The organism is Streptomyces kunmingensis (genome assembly GCF_039533535.1).
GTDB classification, from domain to species: Bacteria; Actinomycetota; Actinomycetes; order Streptomycetales; family Streptomycetaceae; genus Streptomyces; species Streptomyces kunmingensis.
The window spans coordinates 26,998-46,400 of the sequence record NZ_BAAATS010000032.1 but is presented as its reverse complement, the minus strand read 5'-3'; the positions used below and the strand labels follow the sequence as shown (position 1 = coordinate 46,400).

Annotated in this window: 18 protein-coding genes and 2 pseudogenes; 11 read left to right on the top strand and 9 right to left on the bottom strand. The window is 68.8% G+C overall.

The features are described 5' to 3' along the window. The first annotated feature begins 115 nt into the window (after positions 1-115). Positions 116-967, top strand: coding sequence for a helix-turn-helix transcriptional regulator (locus ABD366_RS36000; protein ID WP_324773080.1), 852 nt, complete (start codon positions 116-118; stop codon positions 965-967). 216 nt (positions 968-1,183) lie between these two features. Here the strand turns inward: ABD366_RS36000 and ABD366_RS35995 are convergent, their stop codons facing one another. Then, on the bottom strand, positions 1,184-1,927 hold the full coding sequence (locus tag ABD366_RS35995; protein WP_324773082.1) for an SDR family oxidoreductase: 744 nt from the start codon (positions 1,925-1,927) through the stop codon (positions 1,184-1,186). Between the two features lie 529 nt (positions 1,928-2,456). Here ABD366_RS35995 and ABD366_RS35990 point away from each other — a divergent pair. Next, positions 2,457-3,302 (top strand): SDR family oxidoreductase, encoded by an 846-nt coding sequence (locus tag ABD366_RS35990; protein ID WP_324773085.1) that lies wholly within the window; start codon positions 2,457-2,459, stop codon positions 3,300-3,302. Positions 3,303-3,702: 400 nt separating this feature from the next. Here the strand turns inward: ABD366_RS35990 and ABD366_RS35985 are convergent, their stop codons facing one another. From ABD366_RS35985 to ABD366_RS35975, 3 genes are all read right to left on the bottom strand, one after another. Continuing rightward, complete coding sequence (locus ABD366_RS35985; protein ID WP_324773087.1) at positions 3,703-4,173, bottom strand: peptidoglycan-binding domain-containing protein; 471 nt, start codon at positions 4,171-4,173, stop codon at positions 3,703-3,705. Between the two features lie 87 nt (positions 4,174-4,260). Then, positions 4,261-4,818, bottom strand: coding sequence for a hypothetical protein (locus tag ABD366_RS35980; protein ID WP_324773089.1), 558 nt, complete (start codon positions 4,816-4,818; stop codon positions 4,261-4,263). 49 nt (positions 4,819-4,867) lie between these two features. Then, the gene (locus ABD366_RS35975) at positions 4,868-9,094 is read right to left on the bottom strand and encodes a golvesin C-terminal-like domain-containing protein (protein ID WP_324773091.1); all 4,227 of its coding nucleotides are present in this window, start codon (positions 9,092-9,094) and stop codon (positions 4,868-4,870) included. Between the two features lie 350 nt (positions 9,095-9,444). Here ABD366_RS35975 and ABD366_RS35970 point away from each other — a divergent pair, with 350 nt between their 5' ends. The 6 genes from ABD366_RS35970 (at position 9,445) to ABD366_RS35945 (ending at position 13,201) form a co-directional block, all read left to right on the top strand. Next, positions 9,445-10,236 carry a peptidoglycan-binding protein gene (locus tag ABD366_RS35970; RefSeq protein ID WP_324773093.1) on the top strand — a complete coding sequence of 264 codons (792 nt, stop codon included), beginning with the start codon at positions 9,445-9,447 and terminating at the stop codon, positions 10,234-10,236. Then, a complete protein-coding gene (locus tag ABD366_RS35965; RefSeq protein ID WP_324773095.1) occupies positions 10,233-11,096 on the top strand; it encodes a helix-turn-helix domain-containing protein in 864 nt (287 codons plus the stop codon). The genes ABD366_RS35970 and ABD366_RS35965 overlap by 4 nt, the downstream gene beginning before the upstream one ends. Before the next feature lie 189 nt (positions 11,097-11,285). Further along, positions 11,286-11,483: a toxin-antitoxin system HicB family antitoxin gene (locus ABD366_RS35960; protein WP_324773098.1), complete on the top strand. Its 198-nt coding sequence runs from the start codon at positions 11,286-11,288 to the stop codon at positions 11,481-11,483. Beyond that, on the top strand, positions 11,480-11,788 hold the full coding sequence (locus ABD366_RS35955; RefSeq protein WP_324773100.1) for a hypothetical protein: 309 nt from the start codon (positions 11,480-11,482) through the stop codon (positions 11,786-11,788). Before ABD366_RS35960 ends, ABD366_RS35955 begins: the two co-directional genes overlap by 4 nt. 605 nt (positions 11,789-12,393) lie before the next feature. Continuing rightward, a complete protein-coding gene (locus ABD366_RS35950) occupies positions 12,394-12,756 on the top strand; it encodes a hypothetical protein (RefSeq protein WP_324773102.1) in 363 nt (120 codons plus the stop codon). Positions 12,757-12,904: 148 nt separating this feature from the next. Next, positions 12,905-13,201, top strand: coding sequence for a hypothetical protein (locus ABD366_RS35945; RefSeq protein ID WP_324773104.1), 297 nt, complete (start codon positions 12,905-12,907; stop codon positions 13,199-13,201). A gap of 77 nt (positions 13,202-13,278) precedes the next feature. On the opposite strand, the gene ABD366_RS35940 is transcribed toward ABD366_RS35945, so the two are convergent. Both ABD366_RS35940 and ABD366_RS35935 read right to left on the bottom strand, forming a co-directional pair. After that, positions 13,279-13,881 (bottom strand): transposase, encoded by a 603-nt coding sequence (locus ABD366_RS35940; protein ID WP_344443183.1) that lies wholly within the window; start codon positions 13,879-13,881, stop codon positions 13,279-13,281. Between the two features lie 31 nt (positions 13,882-13,912). Then, positions 13,913-14,278 carry a helix-turn-helix domain-containing protein gene (locus ABD366_RS35935; RefSeq protein WP_425577016.1) on the bottom strand — a complete coding sequence of 122 codons (366 nt, stop codon included), beginning with the start codon at positions 14,276-14,278 and terminating at the stop codon, positions 13,913-13,915. A gap of 14 nt (positions 14,279-14,292) precedes the next feature. Between ABD366_RS35935 and ABD366_RS43650 the strand changes: the two are divergent. Continuing rightward, positions 14,293-15,203, top strand: a pseudogene (locus ABD366_RS43650) (IS630 family transposase); the annotation flags it as partial. Positions 15,204-15,829: 626 nt separating this feature from the next. On the opposite strand, the gene ABD366_RS35920 reads toward ABD366_RS43650, so the two are convergent. Together ABD366_RS35920 and ABD366_RS35915 are read right to left on the bottom strand one after the other, a co-directional pair. After that, positions 15,830-16,015, bottom strand: a complete 186-nt coding sequence (locus ABD366_RS35920; protein WP_324770789.1) for a hypothetical protein — start codon at positions 16,013-16,015, stop codon at positions 15,830-15,832. Positions 16,016-16,120: 105 nt separating this feature from the next. Beyond that, the gene (locus ABD366_RS35915; protein ID WP_324770788.1) at positions 16,121-17,185 is read right to left on the bottom strand and encodes a GAF domain-containing protein; all 1,065 of its coding nucleotides are present in this window, start codon (positions 17,183-17,185) and stop codon (positions 16,121-16,123) included. A 515-nt stretch (positions 17,186-17,700) separates the two neighbouring features. Between ABD366_RS35915 and ABD366_RS35910 the strand changes: the two genes are divergently transcribed. Beyond that, positions 17,701-18,045: a helix-turn-helix transcriptional regulator gene (locus ABD366_RS35910; RefSeq protein ID WP_344443159.1), complete on the top strand. Its 345-nt coding sequence runs from the start codon at positions 17,701-17,703 to the stop codon at positions 18,043-18,045. Positions 18,046-18,437: 392 nt separating this feature from the next. Next, positions 18,438-18,560: a hypothetical protein gene (locus tag ABD366_RS35905; RefSeq protein WP_344443157.1), complete on the top strand. Its 123-nt coding sequence runs from the start codon at positions 18,438-18,440 to the stop codon at positions 18,558-18,560. A gap of 363 nt (positions 18,561-18,923) precedes the next feature. Here the strand turns inward: ABD366_RS35905 and ABD366_RS35900 are convergent. Next, positions 18,924-19,342, bottom strand: a pseudogene (locus ABD366_RS35900) (IS3 family transposase); the annotation flags it as partial. Positions 19,343-19,403: the final 61 nt, after the last annotated feature.

Sequence of the window (19,403 nt, the reverse complement as noted above, 5' to 3'; positions counted from 1 at the left end):
TTTCGCACGGGCGGGGAGCGGATGCGTTACCAGGACCACCATGCTGCAACAGATGTAGTTACACTTAACGTTCGGCACTGGTGCCGTTCCGTCGTCCGAGTCGGTAGGACCGAAGATGCAGCCATCACAGAACGAACTCGGCGCGTTCTTGCGTGCGAACCGATCCCGTACCGAACCAGCCCACGTAGGGCTGCCCGCCGGCGGTGGCACCCGCAGGGTGAGAGGGCTGCGACGTGAGGAGGTCGCCGTCCTGGCCGGGGTGAGCGCCGACTACTACGCGCGTCTGGAACAGGGACGGGAACGTCACCCCTCGCCCCAGGTGGTCGACGCGGTGGGACGGGCGATGCGGCTGACCCCGGACGCCAGAACGCACCTCTTCCGGCTGGCGGGCCTGCATCCGGCCCGCACCTCAGCCGCGAACATCGAAACGGTGCACCCTTCCCTGCTGCACATGCTGGACGCCTTCCCGGCGGCCGCGGCCTACGTGCTGAGCCCAGCGTTCGACGTACTGGCGAAGAACGCCGTCGCCGGCGTGCTCCTCGCCCCCTTCGAGGGAACACGCAACATGGTTCGCGTGCTGTTCCGGCACGCCAGGGCGAAGGAGGTCTTCGTCGAGTGGCCCGCGGTGGCGCGTGCCACGGTGTACGCGCTGCGCCTGCACGCGGGTCGGTTTCCCGACGACCGCGGTATCAGGGACCTGGTCTCCGAACTGCTTGACGTCTCCCCAGAGTTCCGGCGGCTGTGGGGCGAGAACGCGGTGGAGGACCTGGTCCGCACGTACACGGTTTGCGCGCTCCCCGGACTCGGACGCATTGAACTGACCTACCAGACCTTCGACGTGCATGACGCCCCCGGCCAGCAGCTCCTGGTCGGCGTTCCCCAGCCGGGGAGCAGCAGCGCCGACGTGCTGGCGTCCCTGGGGGCGGGGGCGGGGGCGATGGCAGAGCGCGGTGCTGTGGGGGTATGACGCCCGTCGCTCGGCCCTCCTGTCTCACCTTGCGCTTTCGGTGCTGCGGGCCGGCTGGGCACAGAACGGCGTTGCCGGGCGTCGGGGCCGTGTCGTTGCCGTTCCGGGGGCATCAGCTCAAAGCCGGCACGCGGGTCCTGTCGGACCAGCCCCGCTGCCCGTACAGCGTTCGGACGACGAGGGAGGCAGGCCTGTCGCGGACGTGCGAGTAGCGTCTCAGCCTTGCGGGGTGGGGCGTACGACGATCTCGCTGACGTCGACGGAAGCCGGCTGCGCGACGGCGTGGCCGATCGCCTCGGCGACCGCGGACGCCGGCAGGCCGAAGGCGTCCATGGCGTTCTTCGCCACGCTCCGTGCCTGCTCGTCGCCGCCCTGGTCGGCCAGTTCGGACCGGGTGAACCCGGGGCTGATGAGCGTCACCCGCACGTCCGTGTTCTCCTGCCGCAGCCCCTCCGTCAGGGCCCGCACCGCGTACTTGGTCGCGCAGTACACGGCGGCGGTGGGGTCGACGCGGTAGGCGGAGGTCGACGCGATGTTGATGATCTGGCCCGACCGGCGCTCCCGCATCGAGGGGAGAACGGCCGCGATGCCGTGCAGCGTTCCGCGGAGATTGACGTCGATCATCTGGTTCCACTCGTCGACGCGCAGATCAGTGAAGGACGCGAGCGGCATCACACCCGCGTTGTTGACCAGGACGTCGATGCGTCCGTGACGGGTCAACGCGGCCTCGGCGAAACCGCGCACACTGTCGATGTCGGTGACGTCCAGCTCCGCGTACTCCGCGCTGTACCCCGCCTCGGTCAGTTCCCCGATGATCCGGGCCAGGCGCTCAATCCGGCGGGCACCGAGGACGACATGATGACCGGCTGCGGCGAGATGACGCGCGGTCGCCTCACCGATGCCGCTGGAAGCACCGGTCACCAGCACGATCTTGCTGGTGGGTAGGGGGGAGATGCGCATGGTTGGCTCCAGGAAGAAGGTGCGAGCCGACGGTGGGGCTCGTGTGATCCCTCTTGATTCTTCATTCGTTCAGACATGGGTGGCAGGCCGCATCGGCCTAGGTGTGTCGCACCCAGGAGCGTGTCCGCCGCAGAACTGAGCTGTGGTCCTGGGCCCAATGGGCCCCGCCGAACTCGCATCACCTTTCGGATGCTTCTGGCATCTGGCAGGGGTACGGACCTCCGTGGCGCGCGGCGTGATCGCGTCCCCCGACGCCCGACGGACCATCGATCGCGGACTTCAGCCGGGCGGAACGTAGCCGGTCACCAGCAGCACCGCCGTCGCGGACGAGGGCGACAATCTCGTCGTTCATGTCCGGACAAACGGGGCGCGGGACAGTTCCGGGACGTGACCGCCGTGGCCGAAGCCGTCACGGATGCGCTACCGGAACAGCCGCGGGGTATAAGCGGATCAATGCATTCCGATCCACCCGGGGCCGGACACGAAACAGGACACGGACACGGGCACCAGCAGCGAAAGGCGCACAGACATGTCAGGACCGATTCTCATCACCGGCGCGGGTAGCGGCTTCGGCAAAGAAGTCGCCCTGCGGCTCGCGGCGGACGGCCACGAGGTGATCGCGGGCGTCGAAATCATCGCCCAGGTCAGTGCGGTACGTGACGAGGCACGGCAGCGGGGCGTGAACCTGCGGGTCGAGAAGCTTGACGTCACCGACCCCGGTGACCGGGAGAACGCCTGGAGGTGGAATGTGGAGGTGCTGCTGAACAACGCGGGCGTCTCCGAGGGCGGCGCCACCGCCGACATCCCCGAGGAACGGCTGCGCCGGCAGTTCGAGGTGAACGTCTTCGGCCCCGTCCTGCTCACCCAGGGCATCGCCCGGCAGATGGCCGCTCGCGGCAGCGGTCGGATCGTGTTCATGTCCTCGGTCGCCGGACTCACCGTCGACCCGTTCACCGGCGCGTACGCGGGTTCCAAGCACGCCGTGGAGGCGTTCGCGGATGCCCTGGACCAGGAACTCGCCGAGTTCGGTGTCCAGGTCGCCACCATCAACCCCGGCCCGTTCCTCACCGGCTTCAACGACACGATGTTCGAGACGTGGAAGGAGTGGCGGGACGACCCCGCCGACCGCCTCTACGATTACTCCGAACTGGCCTTCCCGCACGAGCAGTACGACCCCGAACCAGTCTACGAGCACACGGTCTGTGTCCTGCTCGGCGAGGAACAGAGGTACCGCAACCTGCTTCCCGTCGAGATGGAGCCGCAGGCCCGCGAGCAGGTCGACGCCCAGTGGGTCCGCCGACGGAACGACGGGCGTCGCCCCAGCCTCGTTCAGAAGGCCTATGACATCGAGCCCGGGACACCGGTCGAGCCCTGACCCGGCTGTCATCGGCGGGTGCGCGGACGCATTACCGGCGCGGCCTGGCCGCGCGGGATCGTGTTCAGGGGTTTCGGGTTCCGGGGAGCGGGCGTTGGCCAGCGGGCGCCAGTAGAAGACGGAGTTCAGGGGCGTGAGGAGGAAGAAGCCCAGTACAAGAGCGAGATAGTGGCCGCAGTACTGGCTCGCGGCGCCAGCTCTTCTTGCCCGGATCAAGCCCGGTCGTCTGCCACTGGCGCTATCTGCCGCACGACTTCCCGTCGTACACCGCGGTCTACTACTACTTCGGGCTCTGGCGCGACGACGGCGATGACGACAACGCAACGCTTCAAGACAGTGGGCGCGCTGCGGCCGGCGTGGAGGTCCGCCGGCCGCAGCGCCCAAGCCTCAGGGATCGAGGTCAGGGAATGTTGTAGTAGTCGACCATGGCGTCAGCGAAGGTGGCCCAGGCGTTGGTGCTCTGGGAGCCCCAGATGCCATCGACCTTGCCGGCGTTGTAGCCGTTGTAGTTCAGGAAGCGTTGCAGAGCCCTCTTGGTCTGGGCGCCGGGGTCCCCGTCGAAGTCGCCCTCGTAGCCGTGATAAATGGCCAGGACCCGTTGTATCCCGATCCAGCTGTCGGTTCCCAACGCGCCGTCAATGCGACCGTCGTAGACGTCGTGGAACCGCTTGAGCCAGGTCTGTACGCCCTTGGCCTTGCGGACGGTCAGGCCGAGGTTGACCACAGCTTGCGCGCCGATGTCTTCCACGGCCACGGTGGCGGCGGGCTGCGGTGCCGCCAAGGCGGGGGCTGCGCCGACGAGAGTGCCGACCGTCAGTGCCACGGCGACGGCGGTGGGGACGAGTCTTCTGCGAAGAATGCTGGTTCTCAAGGTGCTTCCTTTGGGGTTCGGGCGGGGCGGCCGTCGGACGGGGAGGCGCTGCCGGCGCCGAGCCGGCGGTCACGGTCTGCGGGAACGTCAGCCGCAGGCGTTCGCCTTTTCTCCGTTGGAGTACACGGCGGACAGCCAGGCTCCGGTGGCCGGGTTTTTGAAGTAGTAGGCGCCGTGGGCGCTCTTGCCACGCAGGAAGGTCACCGGGCGGGCGGAGGAGCCGTAGTACACGTACTGCAGGGTGGAGTTGTAGTCACCGCCGAACCTGAGCCGGTTGTCGGCGTTGACGAAACTCAGCTGTTCGGCGCGGCCGGATTCCAGGGTGCCCGGGCTGCCGACCTCGCGGTTCCACCTGCGGGTGGCCGCCGCGGTGCCGGAGCCGAATACGCAGTCGATGTCGCTCACGGTGGAGAGATAGCCGTCGGCCCACAGGACCCACTGCCACAGGCCCACCGCGTTGGACGTGGGGTAGCTGGCCTGGCCCAGGGGCCCCTCGTCGTTCCAGTCGTTCTCGAAGCCGTTGCTGAGGCCGGGGTCTGCGTCGATGTAGCCCTCGCCGGCGGCGGTGGCCGAACTCGGGTTGATCAGGAGGCTGAACGCCAGGGCGGCGGTTGCGGCCGTGATGGTGCGGCTGAATCTCTTCATGCTGGCTCTCTTCTTCGTTGAAGGCGTTGAACGTGTGTTGTTCGGTCCGTCATCTGCTGAACGCGGGATGCGGCTGCCGGTCGGGGGCAGAGCAGAACGCGCCTGTGCTTGGGTCGACACCGGGATCGTTGATGAGGTAGCCGATGCCCCAGGGGTTGCCGCCGTGGGGATTACCCGTGGTACCGCAGGGCCCGTAGGGGCTGTCGTTCACCTCGGGTGTCGAGGTGGGGCCGCTGAACTTTTCGAAGTTGCCGTCGGTCAACGGCGTGCTCAGACCGGAGAGCTCACCGCTCTGGTCGACAGCCCGGCCGTTGCGGTACAGGTACTGGCTCGGCATGAAGCTGGAGCGCAGCAGGGGCTGGGGGCTGCCCGTGGCGTCCGCGATCCTTCGCACGGTGCCGTCCACGCAGGTCTTGAAGTTGAGTTCCTGCCAGATGGGCGGAGCGGCGCCGAAGATCGATCCGGTGAGGCCGGGCTTGAAGAACATGTTCCGGACCTCGGCGGCGAGTCGGGCGACCGGTTCACCGAAGCGCGTGCCCGCCGCGGCTTCCGCCTCGTTCACCCAACGTGCCACCTCGTCGGTGACGGAGGGCTGGGCGAGGGCCGTGCGGTAGCCGATGGATCCGCCCGCGGTGTACAGAGCGGTGACACAGGTGCCCGTGCCGTCGGTGACCACGTTGTCGTCGTAGTCGGTGATGGTCGGTGCCGCTCCGAGCGACTTGTACGCGGTGCCCGGGAGGATTCCGGTGGTGTTGGGGTCGGTCGTGGTGGTCCGGCCGTCGTGCTCGTTGAGGTTGGTCGCGGAGAAACTCAGGTCCGGGGGCCGGATTCCGTAGTCCTCCTCGATGGCCTCAAAGGTGTCCATCACGAAGTCCGGTATATGCGTGTCTGCCGTGCGGTCGTGGTACTGGACCGTTTCGCTGCCCTCGACGATTTTCCCCTCGGCCTTGATGAAGGACACTCTCGCGCCGGTCGCCAGCTTGTAGGAGCTGTCATCGGTCCCGAACTCCTGCGGGCGGCGGTCCGTCGTCGGGCGGTGGCTGATGTCGTTGGAGAAGTTCAGCCAGGCGGGGATGCTGTGCCCGTCCGGGTGTAACTCGGTGGCGGTGCCCGACAGCGTCACCTCGTCGTACCAGCGTTGCATGGCCTGCCGGGTCTGCGGCATGGCGCAGGAGGGGCCTGCGGCGCCGCCGCACGCGCCCTGGTCGAGGATGCCGCCGGAAACCTCCCTGGCCCAGTCGTAGAGAGCTTGCCGGTTCTTCAGCGGTGTGTTGAAGAAGGCGCTCTCTGGGCGGACGTCGATGTTCTGGTCCTCGTCGAAGTAGGCGACGCTCTCCAGGGCCTCCTCCACGTACTCGCCGTCGATCGGCACGACCGCGACGGCGTCGAAGGCGATGTCCTGCGTGCCGTTGCCGTCCCGGGTGAGGGAGCTGAGCCGGATCTCCGGTGCCTGGTCGAACATGAAACCGCCCAGGCTCACCCAGCGATTGCTCGAGCCGCTCTGGTCGATGACCCTGCTGCGTGTGCCGAGCTTGGTCACGACCTCGTACCTGGCCAGGGCCGTGTGCGCACCGTGGTCGGGGAGGTGGACCATGACCTTCGCCGGGCCGGAGACGGGCTGGTTGAGCCTCCAGGTCGCCGTCATCTTCATGCGGCGGCCGTCTGCATCGTCCTTGCGGGTGTGGCCGAAGTAGAAGTGACCGCCGAATCCCGCGCCGAGCTGGTGCAGGTCGACCTTGGCGGGCCAGACGGTAGAGGCGGATCCGTCGTATCCGACTCCCGTCTCGCCGTCGCCGAAGTCGAATGTGAAGGTCCCCCGGTTCGTCCAGCCGCTGTTGGAGCAGCCCGGCCGTACGGAGGGTGTGCCCGCGGGAAGGTCATCGATGATCATGGCGTTCGTGGGCAGGCCCGAGGTCGAGCAGTTGGGCGGGTAGGCGGAGCCGTCGGCCTGTTCGGCGTCGAAGTCCGGGGAAGGGAAGCGAAAGAACTCGTTGCCGCAGGAGTAGTCGCAGTCGTCCTTCCACTGCACCGATTCGTGGAACCAGCACTTGTAGTCGCTGCGGGTACAGGGTCCCGCTCCAGGGTTGTTCGATGCGCCGTCGCCGATGAGGCTGGGTTCGCACCAGTTGTTCGCCCCGCAGAACAGGTCCTCGGGCGGTTTGACGTGCGCCCGGTTCCACTTGGCCGAGAACGGGATCAGGGCGCTGCCCTCGATGCCGTTCCACCAGGCGGCGCGGAAGGCGGGCACCATGGTGCCAGGCGACTCCAGAAAGGCCGGCGGGTGCGCGGCGAAGCCGAGGACCTTCTCCGGGTAGGGCCAGTTCTGCGGGGTTGCCGCGTCCGCCGCGTGCTCGTTGCCGAGGGCGTCCTCCATGAACGGATTGCGGCCCGCGTCCCATTCAGGATTGGCGGGGTTGTTGGTCCAGCCCACGCCCCAGGGTTCGGAGCCGTTTTGCGGGTAGAAGCCGCTGTTGTAGGCCCACAGGGCGTAGAACCAGTTCTCCGGCTTGGCCGGATTGCCGTTGTTCACCACCATTCCGGCCTCGCGGGTCTGGTTCCACTTCGATGCCAGGATCTGCAGACCGGCCGCGATGTTGGCCGCGTAGTCGAGGGCCACGGCACGCTGCTTCTGGTAGTCCCAGGCGGCGCCGCCCGAACCTCCCTCGCGCCCGGCCATCCGCATGTGGTCGGTGACCTGAGTGATGCCGTAGCCGCAGTCCGCCTCGGCCCAGTTGACGTCCCAGTCGTTGGTGGTGTCGCCGTCGTAGTAGTTGATGCCGTAGTAGTTGCCGATCAGCGGGTTGCCCGTCACACCTGGCACAGCCGTGCGGGCGGCCTGCCACATGTTGGACTCCTGCGTGGTGATCCCGAGCAGTACCTGGGCGGGAACCCGGCCGCCTCCGGCGAGGACGGGCTGCGGGAACAGGGTCTGGGGTGCATAGGCTGGCATTCCCAGGTTCTTCCAGTTCGCCGGGCGCGACGCCCCGGTGTTGAGGTTGCCCGCGACGGCCTTGTCCACGGCCCACTCCACCTGGCGCGGTTTGGGCTGCATCGCCTGGTTGCGCGGATCGCCGCGGGGTACGGAACAGGTGCGTTCCGATTCCACGATCTCCATCCGGCCGCCGGTCACCGCGGACGCTGTGCGGTTTTCGGCCTTCGGCTCGCCCGGAGCGCTGTTCCCGCTCCCGGTGCTCGCCGACTTGCCCAGGAGCGGGGAGGGCGTACGGGAGGTCTCCCACCCGGGCGACTTCCTCGCGAGGGGGGTCACCGTGAACTCGGCCCTCGTGCCGTCGGCGCCCACCGTTGCGGTGATGTTCACCGGACGTGCGTCCAGGGCGGTTTCGGGTCGCAGGCTCCGCGGGGACGTGGCACCGTCCGCCCACACGGTCTCCTGTACGGAGGCGGCGCCTGTGGTGGAGAGTCTGGCGTTCTTGTCGGTGCCCTTCATGCGGGTAACCGTCTTGGGGAGCTTTGCCGCGCCGGTCAGCTCACCCAGGAGGTACACCTGCCCACCCCGACGGGTCACGCCGATGTCGTTGAGCGGCCCGGAGGCCAGCTTCGCCGTCCTGCCCTGCGCGTAGCGTTGCACCAGTGTGGTCCTGGCCTGTCCGAGGCTGTCTCGCTGGACGCGCTCCAGGAACACGTAGCCGCCGTCGCCGTCGGCGCTGATGCCGTACGGCACCGTTCCCGCCGTCGCCAACCGCTTCTTGGTGCCCCGGCTGTCGATGTCGACGAGCGTACGGCCGGCCGCGGCGACGATCCTGCCGCCCTGCGTCGGGACCGACGAGGTGACCTGGCCGTCCACCACGATCGGCTCGGCCACCTTGCCGGTGACGGTGTTCACGCGCAGCAGCCGGGTCTGCCGTTTGTCCTCTCCCGGGGACTGCGTCAGCACGGCCTGCTCGCCGGTGCCGCATCCGGGGTTGTAGTAGGAAAGGGACGCGTTGACCGGCAGTTTCGTCACGGTGCCCGACGCCAGATCGACCACGGCCGAGAAGCCACCGCGGGCCATGAGTGTTGGATCATTGGTGAAGGTGCGGGGCGCGTACACCACGACCGCGCGTTTCCCGGATCCGGTCACACAGACGTTCCCGATCCACTGGTCCGCGTCGAACCCGGGCTCCGCCAGGGACGCCAGAGTCCTCCAGGTGTAGCCGCTCTTCCGCGTCGCGGTCAGGATGTGGAAGCCCCGCGCGTCTCCGGAGGTCGTCCACGCTAGGTCGTCCGACTCCTGATACCCCTCGCCCAGAATGTCGGCGCGGTCCTGGGCAGGCACGGTGTCCTGCTGCTCTGCCGGGGAACTGGACGCAGCTGTTGCGGGCCGTGCGGGATCAGCCTGCGCCGGCCCCTGAAGCAACGTGATGAACAGGCTGCCTGCCGCGAGTACCCCGAGTAGGGATCTCGCGCGTCTACGTCTTCGCAATGTCTCTTCTCCCCCACCTTCTGCTCGCCCCTGCACCGGAACGCACCGGTGGCCTGGCGACGAGACTGCGGGTGCGGTGCGAGGTCCGCCCAGAGCTGACGCCGAAGTGACCGCTTCCCGGGACGTCCCACGCCCTGACCAGGTGGGACACCAACCACCGAGTCGCTACGGTGGGACACACGTCAACACCTGGTGGGGGAGATATGCCTCGATGGAAGCCACTACCCGCCGAACTGCACCCCCACATACGGCACTTGATCGTTCGGCTGCGCAGGCTCAAGGACCGCGGTGCACTCGGCACACGGCAGCTCGCCGCGAAGACCGGGTACAGCGCCAAGTCGTGGCAGCGCTATCTCAACGGCAGAGCACTGCCGCCCCGCGAGGCCGTCGAGGCGATGGCCCGCATCGGCGGTGAGGATCCGACTCGGCTGCTGGCACTGCACGAGATGGCCGCCGAACGCTGGGCGGAGGGACGCGCGGCACCCGACGCCCTCGCGGACCGCGCCCCGGCGACACCGGAGCCCACCACCAGCCGCCTCTCCTACGGGCGTTATCCCCGTGTCCTGGTCGCGGCGGGGGGCGTGGCCCTGGTCCTGTCGGTCTCCATCGCGCTCCTGCTGGCCCTGCAGCTCGCCGAAGCCCGCGCCCAGCTCGCACACGCCCGCACCGACACCGTCGCGGCCCCGTCCACCGTAACGGAGTCCCTCGTGCCGACCGTCTACAGCTGCCGGCTCCAGGAGAGCGACGGCCGCTGGTACGCGGGCCTGAGCCGGACCACGAGCACCATCCTGGCCTACACACACGTCGGCCCCGAAGTCGCCGAGGCGCAATGCCTGCTGCGGCGGGCGGGTGTCTCCCCGGGGGACGTGGACGGCGTCTTCGGCCCGAAGACACAGCGCTCGGTCGAGCACATCCAGGAACGAGAAGGGCTGGTCGCGGACGGCGTCATCGGTCCGCACACCTGGAAAGCCCTGCGAGAGGCGGATCCGAGGTGACCGCGGAACACATCGGACTCGACGCGGCCCTGAGGGAGTTGAGAGCCCGCACGGGGCTGAGCCTGGCGGCGCTCGCGCAGCGGACGGCGTTCAGCAAATCCTCCTGGGAGCGCTACCTCAACGCCAAGAGCCTGCCCCCGCGCCAGGCCGTACAGCAGCTGTGCCGACTCGCGGACGAACCGGACGGGCGGCTTCTGGCCCTGTGGGAGATCACCGAGTCGCACTGGAGCGGACGCGCCACGGTCCTCGCCGCCGCGCCCGAAACGCTGCCGGCGCCGCCGCGCCCCAAGGCGGGGCAACCTCGTGACGGCACAGGCCGCAGGACCCGCCTGATGGTGGTGCTGACGGTGGTGTACGTCCTGCTCGCCGGGGGCGTGGCACTGGTGCTGCTGCTGCCGCCGGGCGGGTACCCGGCGGCAGACAAGAGCCCGATGGCTCCAGTCCCGTACTCCACCGGCTCTCAGTGCCGCGCGGCCGCCTGTGAGGGCAAGGACCCCATGCGGCTGATCTGCGGCATCTCTCCCGAGACCGTCACGACGTTGCGCACTGCCACCGGCGCCCAGGTGGAGCTGCGCCACAGCCGCAAATGCCAAGCCGGCTGGGCCCGGATCTGGGAAAGCCGGATCGGCGATCGGCTGGAGGTCACGGCGGACGGACCGGCCCACACGGTGCGCTTGGGCAACCAGGACGACACGGAGACCTACGTCTACACCCCCATGGCCGCGGCCGGCCCCGGCAGCACGATCAAGGTCTGCTTCCTGCCCGCCGTCCCCGGGACAGAGCGGGAGTGCGTCGAGGGCCGCGTGAGCGCGTCAGCGCCGCCCTCGTCACCAGGCCCGCCGGGCCAGGGCGTCCCGTAGGTTGCAGACGCGCTGGGTGTTGCGGCGGGAGCTGACGACCAAGGTCGCCAGGGGCGTCTCCGGATCGGACATAGGCATTCCCTCATCGCTTCGAAGCGGGGAATACCGCAAGACTCAACAGACAGCCGACCCGGAGAAAGTAAACGCCACTAGAGGGTGCCACCATAATCTGGTGTCTATCATGGTGGCATGTCGATTACCACGATGACGCTGCGTGTCCCCGACGACCTCGCCCCTTCGATCCGGCAGGCCGCAAAGGCGGCGGGCTTGAGCGTGAACGCGTATGTGGTCCGCGCTGCGCGCCGGGCCGCAACCCTTGATGCCGCTCACCAGCTCGCCGACCTCGGCCTGGGCCAGGACCTGGCAGGCGAGGGCGACACCCTGTGAGCCATGAGCTGAAGCGCGGCCAGGTGTGGACTCTGCCGGACGGCCGCGACGTCCTGGTCGTCTCCCTGACGGGCCTGGATGAGGCGTACGGTGCCGTCCTCGTGATCGTGCTGCACCCGGCCGGCCTCTACCCGGATACCGCGATGTCCGTGGTCATCGACACTCCTGTCGCCTGCACTGCGGTAGCGGTGAACCTGCAGCAGCAGCGGGCGACACGCTTCGCGCAAGCTGAGCTGCGCGGCGACCTCGCGCCTGAGCTCATGAGCCGCATCGACCAGGCGCTGCGCGCCGTTTTGGACCTGTGACCCCTGCTTCGCTGTAACGGCTCTCGGCTTTGTGCTGGCCTATGCGGCTGTAGGGTGCGTGGGCCAGACTGCCGTGCACGGCCCGTGTACAGAGGATCCGTGCTTTTGAGAGCCTGTTCGTGAACCCAAAGTAGGCTCGTAACGCCACGGAAGGACTGCCTGAGAGCGTAGACCGCGACATTCTGGGTCATCGGATCATCCCCGCGCTTATGACCATCCGCGGAGCGTTGGGATGCGGTCTTCACGGGGCGATCGATGTCTTCGCCTAACGGTATGAGGAACTCCGGCGGGATCGTCCAGATGACTTCGCCGTGAGCCGCGACGAATACGGCAGGGCGTCTACTCCTGAGATCAAGAGTTCTCGATCAGGCTCTCAGCGACACAGCTACCCTCCCTCGGGTCGGCTCTGGCCCGGATGGAAAGCGACAGCGGTGCGCTTGCTGTCGCCGGGAACGCAGTGGCTGGATTGACGATCGGGGTTACCGCCCGATCGGACGGTTCCTCTTCCTGTCCCGGTCGTGGCGCGCCGGGGACCCACTAGGCAGGTCACCCACGCGTGATCTACGTAAGGACACCGAGCGTGTCTGGCCCGCATCGCCGCCGCCGTGGCCGGCCTCGCCCTGCTTCTGTCCGCTGCCCACGCTGGTGCTGCACCCCCACGCGACCCCGGCCAGAGCACGACGCTTTCCGTCGGTGAGGCGCTGGTTGCGCTGCCGGTGGACCAGGAGCACCGCGCCGGCTACCAGCGAAGCTTGTTCAAACACTCGACCGACGAAGATCACGACGGATGCTCGACCCGCAACGAGATCCTGCTCGAGGAGGCGGTGGTGGCGCCGGAGCGCTCGGGCCGGTGCACGCTGACCGGCGGCCGCTGGTACTCGCCCTACGACGACCGGACCATCGATGGGCCCCGCGGACTGGACATCGACCACCTGGTGCCGCTCGCGGAAGCCTACGACTCCAAGTAGGTGGAGTTGGGCTCGACGCATCATTCCGCCGATTTCGCGGACGGCACAGTGCGGCCTGAGAACGGGGGTGTCACTCGTCCAGGTGAGGGGTGAGGGGTGAGGGGTGAGGGGTGAGGGGTGATGCAACCGTCGGAGGTGTGGGGTGGGTGTGGGAGACGTGCCGGGTGCGATCCGGCTGGTCCACGCAGGCAACGTCCGTGCGCTGGACCCGAAGGCCGCCATGTGGCCGCCGCCTGGCCGCCCACCACATCCCAACCGGCCCGCCCGGGCCACCGCCCTCGTCACCCTCGCCCAGGATCTTCCCCCGGCGGTCCTCGGTCCGATGCTCGGCCTCCACCCCGTCACCGCCGCCCACTGGCGCCGACGAGCCGCCACCGACTGGACCGCCTACCTCCAGGCACGCCAGCGTGAGCTCGCGGACAGACGGCCACCGCCCGGGCCATGATCGTTGCCAGCCTCGGTCACCCTGGTCTCGCAGGCGGCATGAGAGGGGAAGCCGCTACAGCCAGTTCCCGTGGGGGCTCAGAAGCAATGCAGCATCGTGCTGAGCGGTATGGGGAAGTTCTTTGCTGATGTGTGGATTCGGTTGCGTCGGCGGGTCAGGGACACGTCGATGGCCTGGCCGATGTCGTCGGTGCTCATTTGGGTGCGTTGCGGGGAGTCCTCGTACTTCGCCTGCCGCCAGATGAGCTCGATGTCGTTCAACTCCGGGCTGTAGGGCGGCAGGTAGAACAGCTCCACTTCGATCCTCGCGAGTTGTCGCTGGCGGCCCTTGAACGCTGTGGCCACGTGTGCGGAGGCGTTGTCCAGGACGACGGTGCATGGCCGCCTGCGGCACCAGAGTGGGATCGAATCAACCCCGATGCCGTCGGCGGCCAGGTCCAGAACGCCCGCGCCGCCGCCCAGGCCCGCCAGGCGGACGCAGACGAAGTCCAGCAGCATGCGGGCATCGATCTTCCCGTCGGTGCGCTGCCAGAGAAGGTCCGGCTCTATGCCGACAATCATCGCGCCAAGGACATTGACCCGTCGGTTGCGGTTGTCCTCTCTCGGCACCACGGCTCGCTGTCCGGTGCGTGACCAGGCGTATCCGGTGGGCATGGTCGGGGCGAAGCCGGACTCGTCCAGGTAGATCAGGTCGCGCTGGCCGACTTCGCCTTCAGCCGCTGGGCCGCAAGTCCTCCAGCCGGGCCCGGGCGGCCTGCTGGAGGACGGGGTCGGCCTTGTGTCGCACGCTGTCGCGGGTGCGTTTCCAGCGGAGACCCTCCCGGTGCAGCAGCTCGGTCAGCCAGTCCGTGGAAACCTCCACCCCGCGTTCGGCCCACAGCCAGTCGCACAGGCCCGGGGCACTCCAGGTGATCCCCGCCGCGGCGGACTCATCCAGCAACTTGCCCAGTGCGGCCCGGTCCTGCGGGCCGAGAAGCCGGGCCGGACGGCCGGGTCGCGGGGCATCAAGCAGTCCTGCGATCCCGCCCTGCTGAAGGCGGTGGACCGCGGCCCGGACCGTGACCGGGTGGCATTCCAGCAGGTCGGCGACCTGGGACGGCCGCGCTGGCCTCCACCGGACCGCCGAAGCTGACCGACGACCGGTTCGTGGAGCTGGAGAAGGAGCCGGCCAAGGGTCCGGCCGAACATGGCTGGGAGGACCAGCGCTGGACGCTGGCGAGAATCCGGGCACTGATCGCCTCCACCTTCAACCTGGACGTCTCGCCGGCGGCGGTCGCCCGGCTGATGCACCGGCACGGCTGGTCCTGGCAGTCACCGTGCTCGTCGCGCCCTGGAGCGTGACGAGCACGCGGTGGAGCTGTGGAAGAAGGACGTATGGCCGCAGGCGGAATGACTGCGGCGGCGCTCGGCGCCTTCCTCGTCTTCGAGGACGAGGCGGGGTTCGGGATGACCCCGCCGAAGGCTCGCACCTGGGGCCGGCGGGTCACACGCCGGTGGTGCGGGTGCGCGGCCGGTCCTGGCGCCGCTACTCGATCGCGGCCCTGTGCTGCTACCGGCCGGGCGAAACCTCCCGGCTGATCTTCCGGCCCCGACGGCACCGCAAGCACCGCGGCACGGGACGCAACAGCTTCGCCTGGACCGACTACCGCGACCTCATCGTCCGCGCCCACCTCCAGCTCCAGGCCCCCATCGTCCTCATCTGGGGCATCCTCAACACCCACCGGACGGCCGGAATGCGCCAGTACGCCGCCGAGCACGACTGGCTCACCATCATCCAACTGCCGTCCTACGCACCGGACCTGAACCCGGTGGAAGGCATCTGGTCGCTGATGCGGCGCGGCCCACTGGCCAACACCGCCTTCAGCGATGAGGACCACCTCGAGCGCAGCCTCCGCCGCGGCCTGCGACACATCCAGCTCCGTCCCCACCTGATCGACGGTTACCTGCCCGAAACCGGACTCCACCTGAGCCGCCACCCGACGACACCCCGACAAGGTCAGTAGATCCATCCCAGGCCTTCCCGGCCGGTACAGCTAGGACGAATTGTCCTACGTCGGGCACCGTGGCGGAGTGCGTCGGTGTCCGCGAGCGGGTGCGCCGATTTCACCGTCGGCTGCGTGGAGATCGAGGGCATCGTCTCGATCCTTGAGGCTCGTAAGCGGGTGCTCGCTGGGCAGCGCAGGGCCTTCACCACAGAAGAGGTGATGTGGTGTTCCGGACCCGTATCGCGTTGCCTCGACCGGCCTGGCCTGCAGTGCGCCGAACCCGCCGAAGCATCGCTGACGCGGTGTGCTGCGACTCGGCAGCTGAGTGCCGGACGAAGTGGCGTCTGCCGAGGAGCGACGTGGATCCGGCATGAAGCGAAGGTCCACCAACGGTATTGACCGGCGCGTTGTTCGTGCTGCTTCTGTCAGCGCCTGCCACCGCTGCCGGGCCTCGACGGAAAACCAGCCTCGACCGAAGCCGCGTGCCGTGGCGGAACAGTGATGTCGTCGACACCGATGCGGCCGACTAGGTCACCAACCTCACCGGACGCAAGGCCGCCCCGGAGCTAGTCGCCATCGTCGTCAGCTCCGAGTCCAGGCCGACGCCGTCGTCTACGCATTCGACCAGCCCGCCGACGTCACCGTCAACGCCTGATCGCCTTCGGGCTGGGCGGCGTACTGGGTGTGGCCAGCCCCCAGGTCGTCTCGGCTGCCACGGCGAGCGTGGCCGGCAGGTCGAGGTCAAGCAGTGTGATGCCCAGCAGCTGGGAACTCGCTGCGGACCTGCAGGTGGTGGCCAGGACATGCACCCCGGGGGCCGCGGCCAGCATCCGCTGGGTGATCTCCGGGGCGCGGTTTCGACAGCCCGGCTACGCTGCAGGCGAGGCGGGCCGCGCACCTGCCGCAGGCCGAGGGACTCTGATCCGGTCCGGTCGCTACCGGGCTTCACGGGTCGCCTCGCAAAGCGAGGGAAATACGCGAAACGCGCGCAGGGTTCCCGTGACCCTCAGCCGCCCGAGTGCGGGCGTACTCACCGGCCCGGCGAGCCACGGGAGCGCCTGGCCCCGGCGTGCAGGGCTCAGCAGGCAGCCCAGGGTTTCGGCGCTCAGGTACTCGATCTTTGACAGGTCGGCCACCACGCGCTTGCCCGTCATCGCTCCCTTGTGGAGCGCCGTCTCCAGCAGGTCGAGATCTGCGGGCAGTTCCAGCTCGTGCTCGATACGGACGACGAAATGGTTCCTGCGCTCCGCGACGGCCACCGCGCCCAGGCCGGAGCACGTATCGGATCCCATATCCCCAACACCCCGCCCCGGGCGCAGGCGTCCGGCGACGACGTCGCGGGCGGCGCCGTCCAGCGGGTGGTTGTGCCGCCAGGGGTACATCCGCAGCCGCAGCAGCGCCTCCTGGACGAAGACGCGGTGTTGGACGTCGAGCATGCCGGCCCCCTGGTGGACCTCCGCCCGGTACAGATGCACGCCGTCGGCGCTGACCGCCATCGTCTGCCCCGGAGTCTGCCGGAGCAGGTCCATAGCAGCGCGGGCGAACCGAACGCAGTCACGCCGTTGGTCGCCGGACAACGGGGCGGGGCGGGTGCGGTAGCCGGTCAGGACGCCGACCACGGTGACGCCCTGGCACAAGGGGACGGCGATGACGGCGTGGGCCCCGGTGTTCGCAGCGGCGGCAGCGAACACCGGCCAACGCCTGATCGCGGCGGCGGCAGCGAGGTCGCAGACGATGACGGTGCACCCGGTGCGGCCGGCCTCCCAGGTGGGGCCCTCACCAGCGACGTACTGCAGGTCATCCAGTTCGCGGCCGAGTCGGTCGGCGGGATCGGCCCAGACCAGCTCCGGGCTCCCGCCGGCAGGAAGCAGGCTCAGCGTCACTGCGTCCAGGCCCAGCAGATGGGCAGAGACAGCGGCCGGGATCGCGGACAAACCGCGTCCGGAACGGGCGGCCCCGTGCAGGAGGTCCACCAACTCGCTGACGCTTCGGAGGGTCATCGTGCCCTCCTGCCGAGGTCATCAGCGTGCCGGGCCAGTCGTGCGGCAGCTGGGTAAAAACACCGGCGGGCCGATGCCCGGCCTTGTGGAACCGGCCCTCGGGATGCCGCAGCGCGCCCGCAGGAGAGGGCCTGCTCCGCGCCGGGTGGGACTGTGAAAAGTGCGTGCATGTCAGCCCGAGCGGGCGGCCTCGAGCGGGCCGGGCACGCCCGAATGCGGCCGCCGGCCGTCCGCCGGGGGCGCTGGTGCACCGGCGCGAGCTCGCCGGACAGGATTGTTACCAGCGCGCCACGGCCGGCGCCGTCGGGCGGGGGTGCTTTTCTCCGAGCCGACCGGAACGGACTGCCGCCGGCCGGGCCGGCCCTCGCAGCCGGGGAAGAAAGTGCGTCAGGGGACATGAGGTCCTCCACCAGATGCCGTCGCTACCCTTCACCCCACCCAGTATTCACGTCATGCGAAACACGAACGGCAATTCGCCCAACTCGGTTCGTGAAAAAGGCCGTTACTGTAGGAACATGGACCGTGCCCCGGAGCCGCATGCAGGCTGGACGTTCGTGACCAACCATGCCCGGGTGCTGGCCGCCATCGCGGCAGATCATTCCACGCGCGTGCGGGACATCGCCGTACGCTGCCAGCTCACCGAACGAGCCGTGCAGAAGATCATCACCGACCTGGAAGACGGCGGGTACCTCACCCATACCCGCGAAGGCCGCTCGAACCTCTACCGCGTCCGCCCCGACACCCTCCTGCGTCATCCCGCCGACACCCCGGCCACGGTCGCGGACCTGCTGGCCCTCCTGGCCCTGCACGACGCCGCGCGATCCACCACAGCCACGGCCGACGTCCACAACGAGTACTGACCCGGCCCGCCTTGGGGAAAGCCTCGGACCTTCCCGTGCCGACGCACGCCGATGCTCGGACACGCCGCTGCGGCAGCCGCATGAACTGTCTTCCCCGGTCCCGGCCGGTGCGCATGTTCTGCGGGGCGGCCATGAGCGCCCCGCAGGACATGCGCACCGGCTTGGTGACCACCGACATGCTCCCGCGCCTCAGCCGAACTCCCTGCCCAGCCTCGCTCTTCAGTTCTGGGCACGCGGTACATAGCAGCGCACCGCACTGCCTCTCCGGCGCGGCGTTGAGGGGGGAAGTGCCGCTTCGGCACACTCCGTGATGCGACCGCTACTACAATCCCCGTGCTGCGGCCGGCGCTCGCCGGGCCGCTTTAGAAGGCGCGGACGAAGGCGGGTGCTGCATGCGTTCCAGCGTGCAGAAGCTCCTGAACAGCCTGCAGGCAGCAGCCAACGACGAAGAGCGTCAGGCGTGGGCGGTCGCCTCCGCCCACGCGCTGGGTCTGGGCGGCATCGCCATCTCCTAGGGGCATGAGCTGGTGTAGTTCAGCGACGACACCAGTGCCCGCCTGGAGGATCTGCATTTCGTTCTCGGCCAGGGCCCCAGCCAGCTCCTCGAAAAAGAGACCTGCACCCGGCAACTACCCAACCGGACACGGCTGCTGGCCCCGCGGTGGCCGCAGTTCGCCGCCGAGGCGGAAGAGCTGGGGGTCGCGGCGCTGTTCGTGTGGCCGGTGCACATCGACGCCGTTGTGGTCGGCACGATGACCGGCTACCGGCGCACCCCGGGCCCGCTGAGCGCCGAGCAGTTGGCGCAGGGCTGGCTGGTTGCGGACGCGCTGGCCCAGCAGGTGCTACCGCAACAGGCCATCAGCCCGCTCGTGGCCGTCGTCCCGGATGGTGGTGCGGATCTTCTTGCCGCGTCGGGCGCCCTCCGGGCCGAGGTCACGCATCAGCCGGGCGACGGTGCACCGGGCCACCGGTATGCCTTCGCGATGCAGTTGCCGCCAGACCATCCGGACCCCGTAGACGCTGAAGTTGTCCGTGAGGACACGGCTGATCTGCGTCTTCAGCTCCGCGTCGCGCAGTATCCGAGCGCTGGGAGTGCGGTTCTTCGCCGCGTAGTAGGTGCTCGACGCGTTCTCGATCCCGTGACTGGTCAGGACTCGGCAGATCGGCTCGACTCCGAACACCTCGCGGTGGGCGGCGATGAACGCTACGAGCGCTTCGACGGCCGGTCGAGCTCTGCCGCGAAGAAAGCCGAAGCCGCCTTGAGGATCGCATTCGCCCTCCGCAGTTCGGCGTTCTCTGCGGGGACAAGCCGGCGTGGTCGACCGTCTGTACCGAAGAGCTCCGTTGTTCTGCGTCGG

Coding starts and splice junctions, on each gene's coding strand:
- ABD366_RS36000 (WP_324773080.1), top strand. CDS start 116: ATGCAGCCATCACAGAACGAACTCGGCGCGTTCTTGCGTGCGAACCGA.
- ABD366_RS35995 (WP_324773082.1), bottom strand. CDS start 1,927: ATGCGCATCTCCCCCCTACCCACCAGCAAGATCGTGCTGGTGACCGGT.
- ABD366_RS35990 (WP_324773085.1), top strand. CDS start 2,457: ATGTCAGGACCGATTCTCATCACCGGCGCGGGTAGCGGCTTCGGCAAA.
- ABD366_RS35980 (WP_324773089.1), bottom strand. CDS start 4,818: ATGAAGAGATTCAGCCGCACCATCACGGCCGCAACCGCCGCCCTGGCG.
- ABD366_RS35970 (WP_324773093.1), top strand. CDS start 9,445: ATGCCTCGATGGAAGCCACTACCCGCCGAACTGCACCCCCACATACGG.
- ABD366_RS35960 (WP_324773098.1), top strand. CDS start 11,286: ATGTCGATTACCACGATGACGCTGCGTGTCCCCGACGACCTCGCCCCT.
- ABD366_RS35920 (WP_324770789.1), bottom strand. CDS start 16,015: ATGCTGGCCGCGGCCCCCGGGGTGCATGTCCTGGCCACCACCTGCAGG.
- ABD366_RS35915 (WP_324770788.1), bottom strand. CDS start 17,185: ATGACCCTCCGAAGCGTCAGCGAGTTGGTGGACCTCCTGCACGGGGCC.
- ABD366_RS35910 (WP_344443159.1), top strand. CDS start 17,701: ATGGACCGTGCCCCGGAGCCGCATGCAGGCTGGACGTTCGTGACCAAC.
- ABD366_RS35905 (WP_344443157.1), top strand. CDS start 18,438: ATGCGTTCCAGCGTGCAGAAGCTCCTGAACAGCCTGCAGGCAGCAGCC.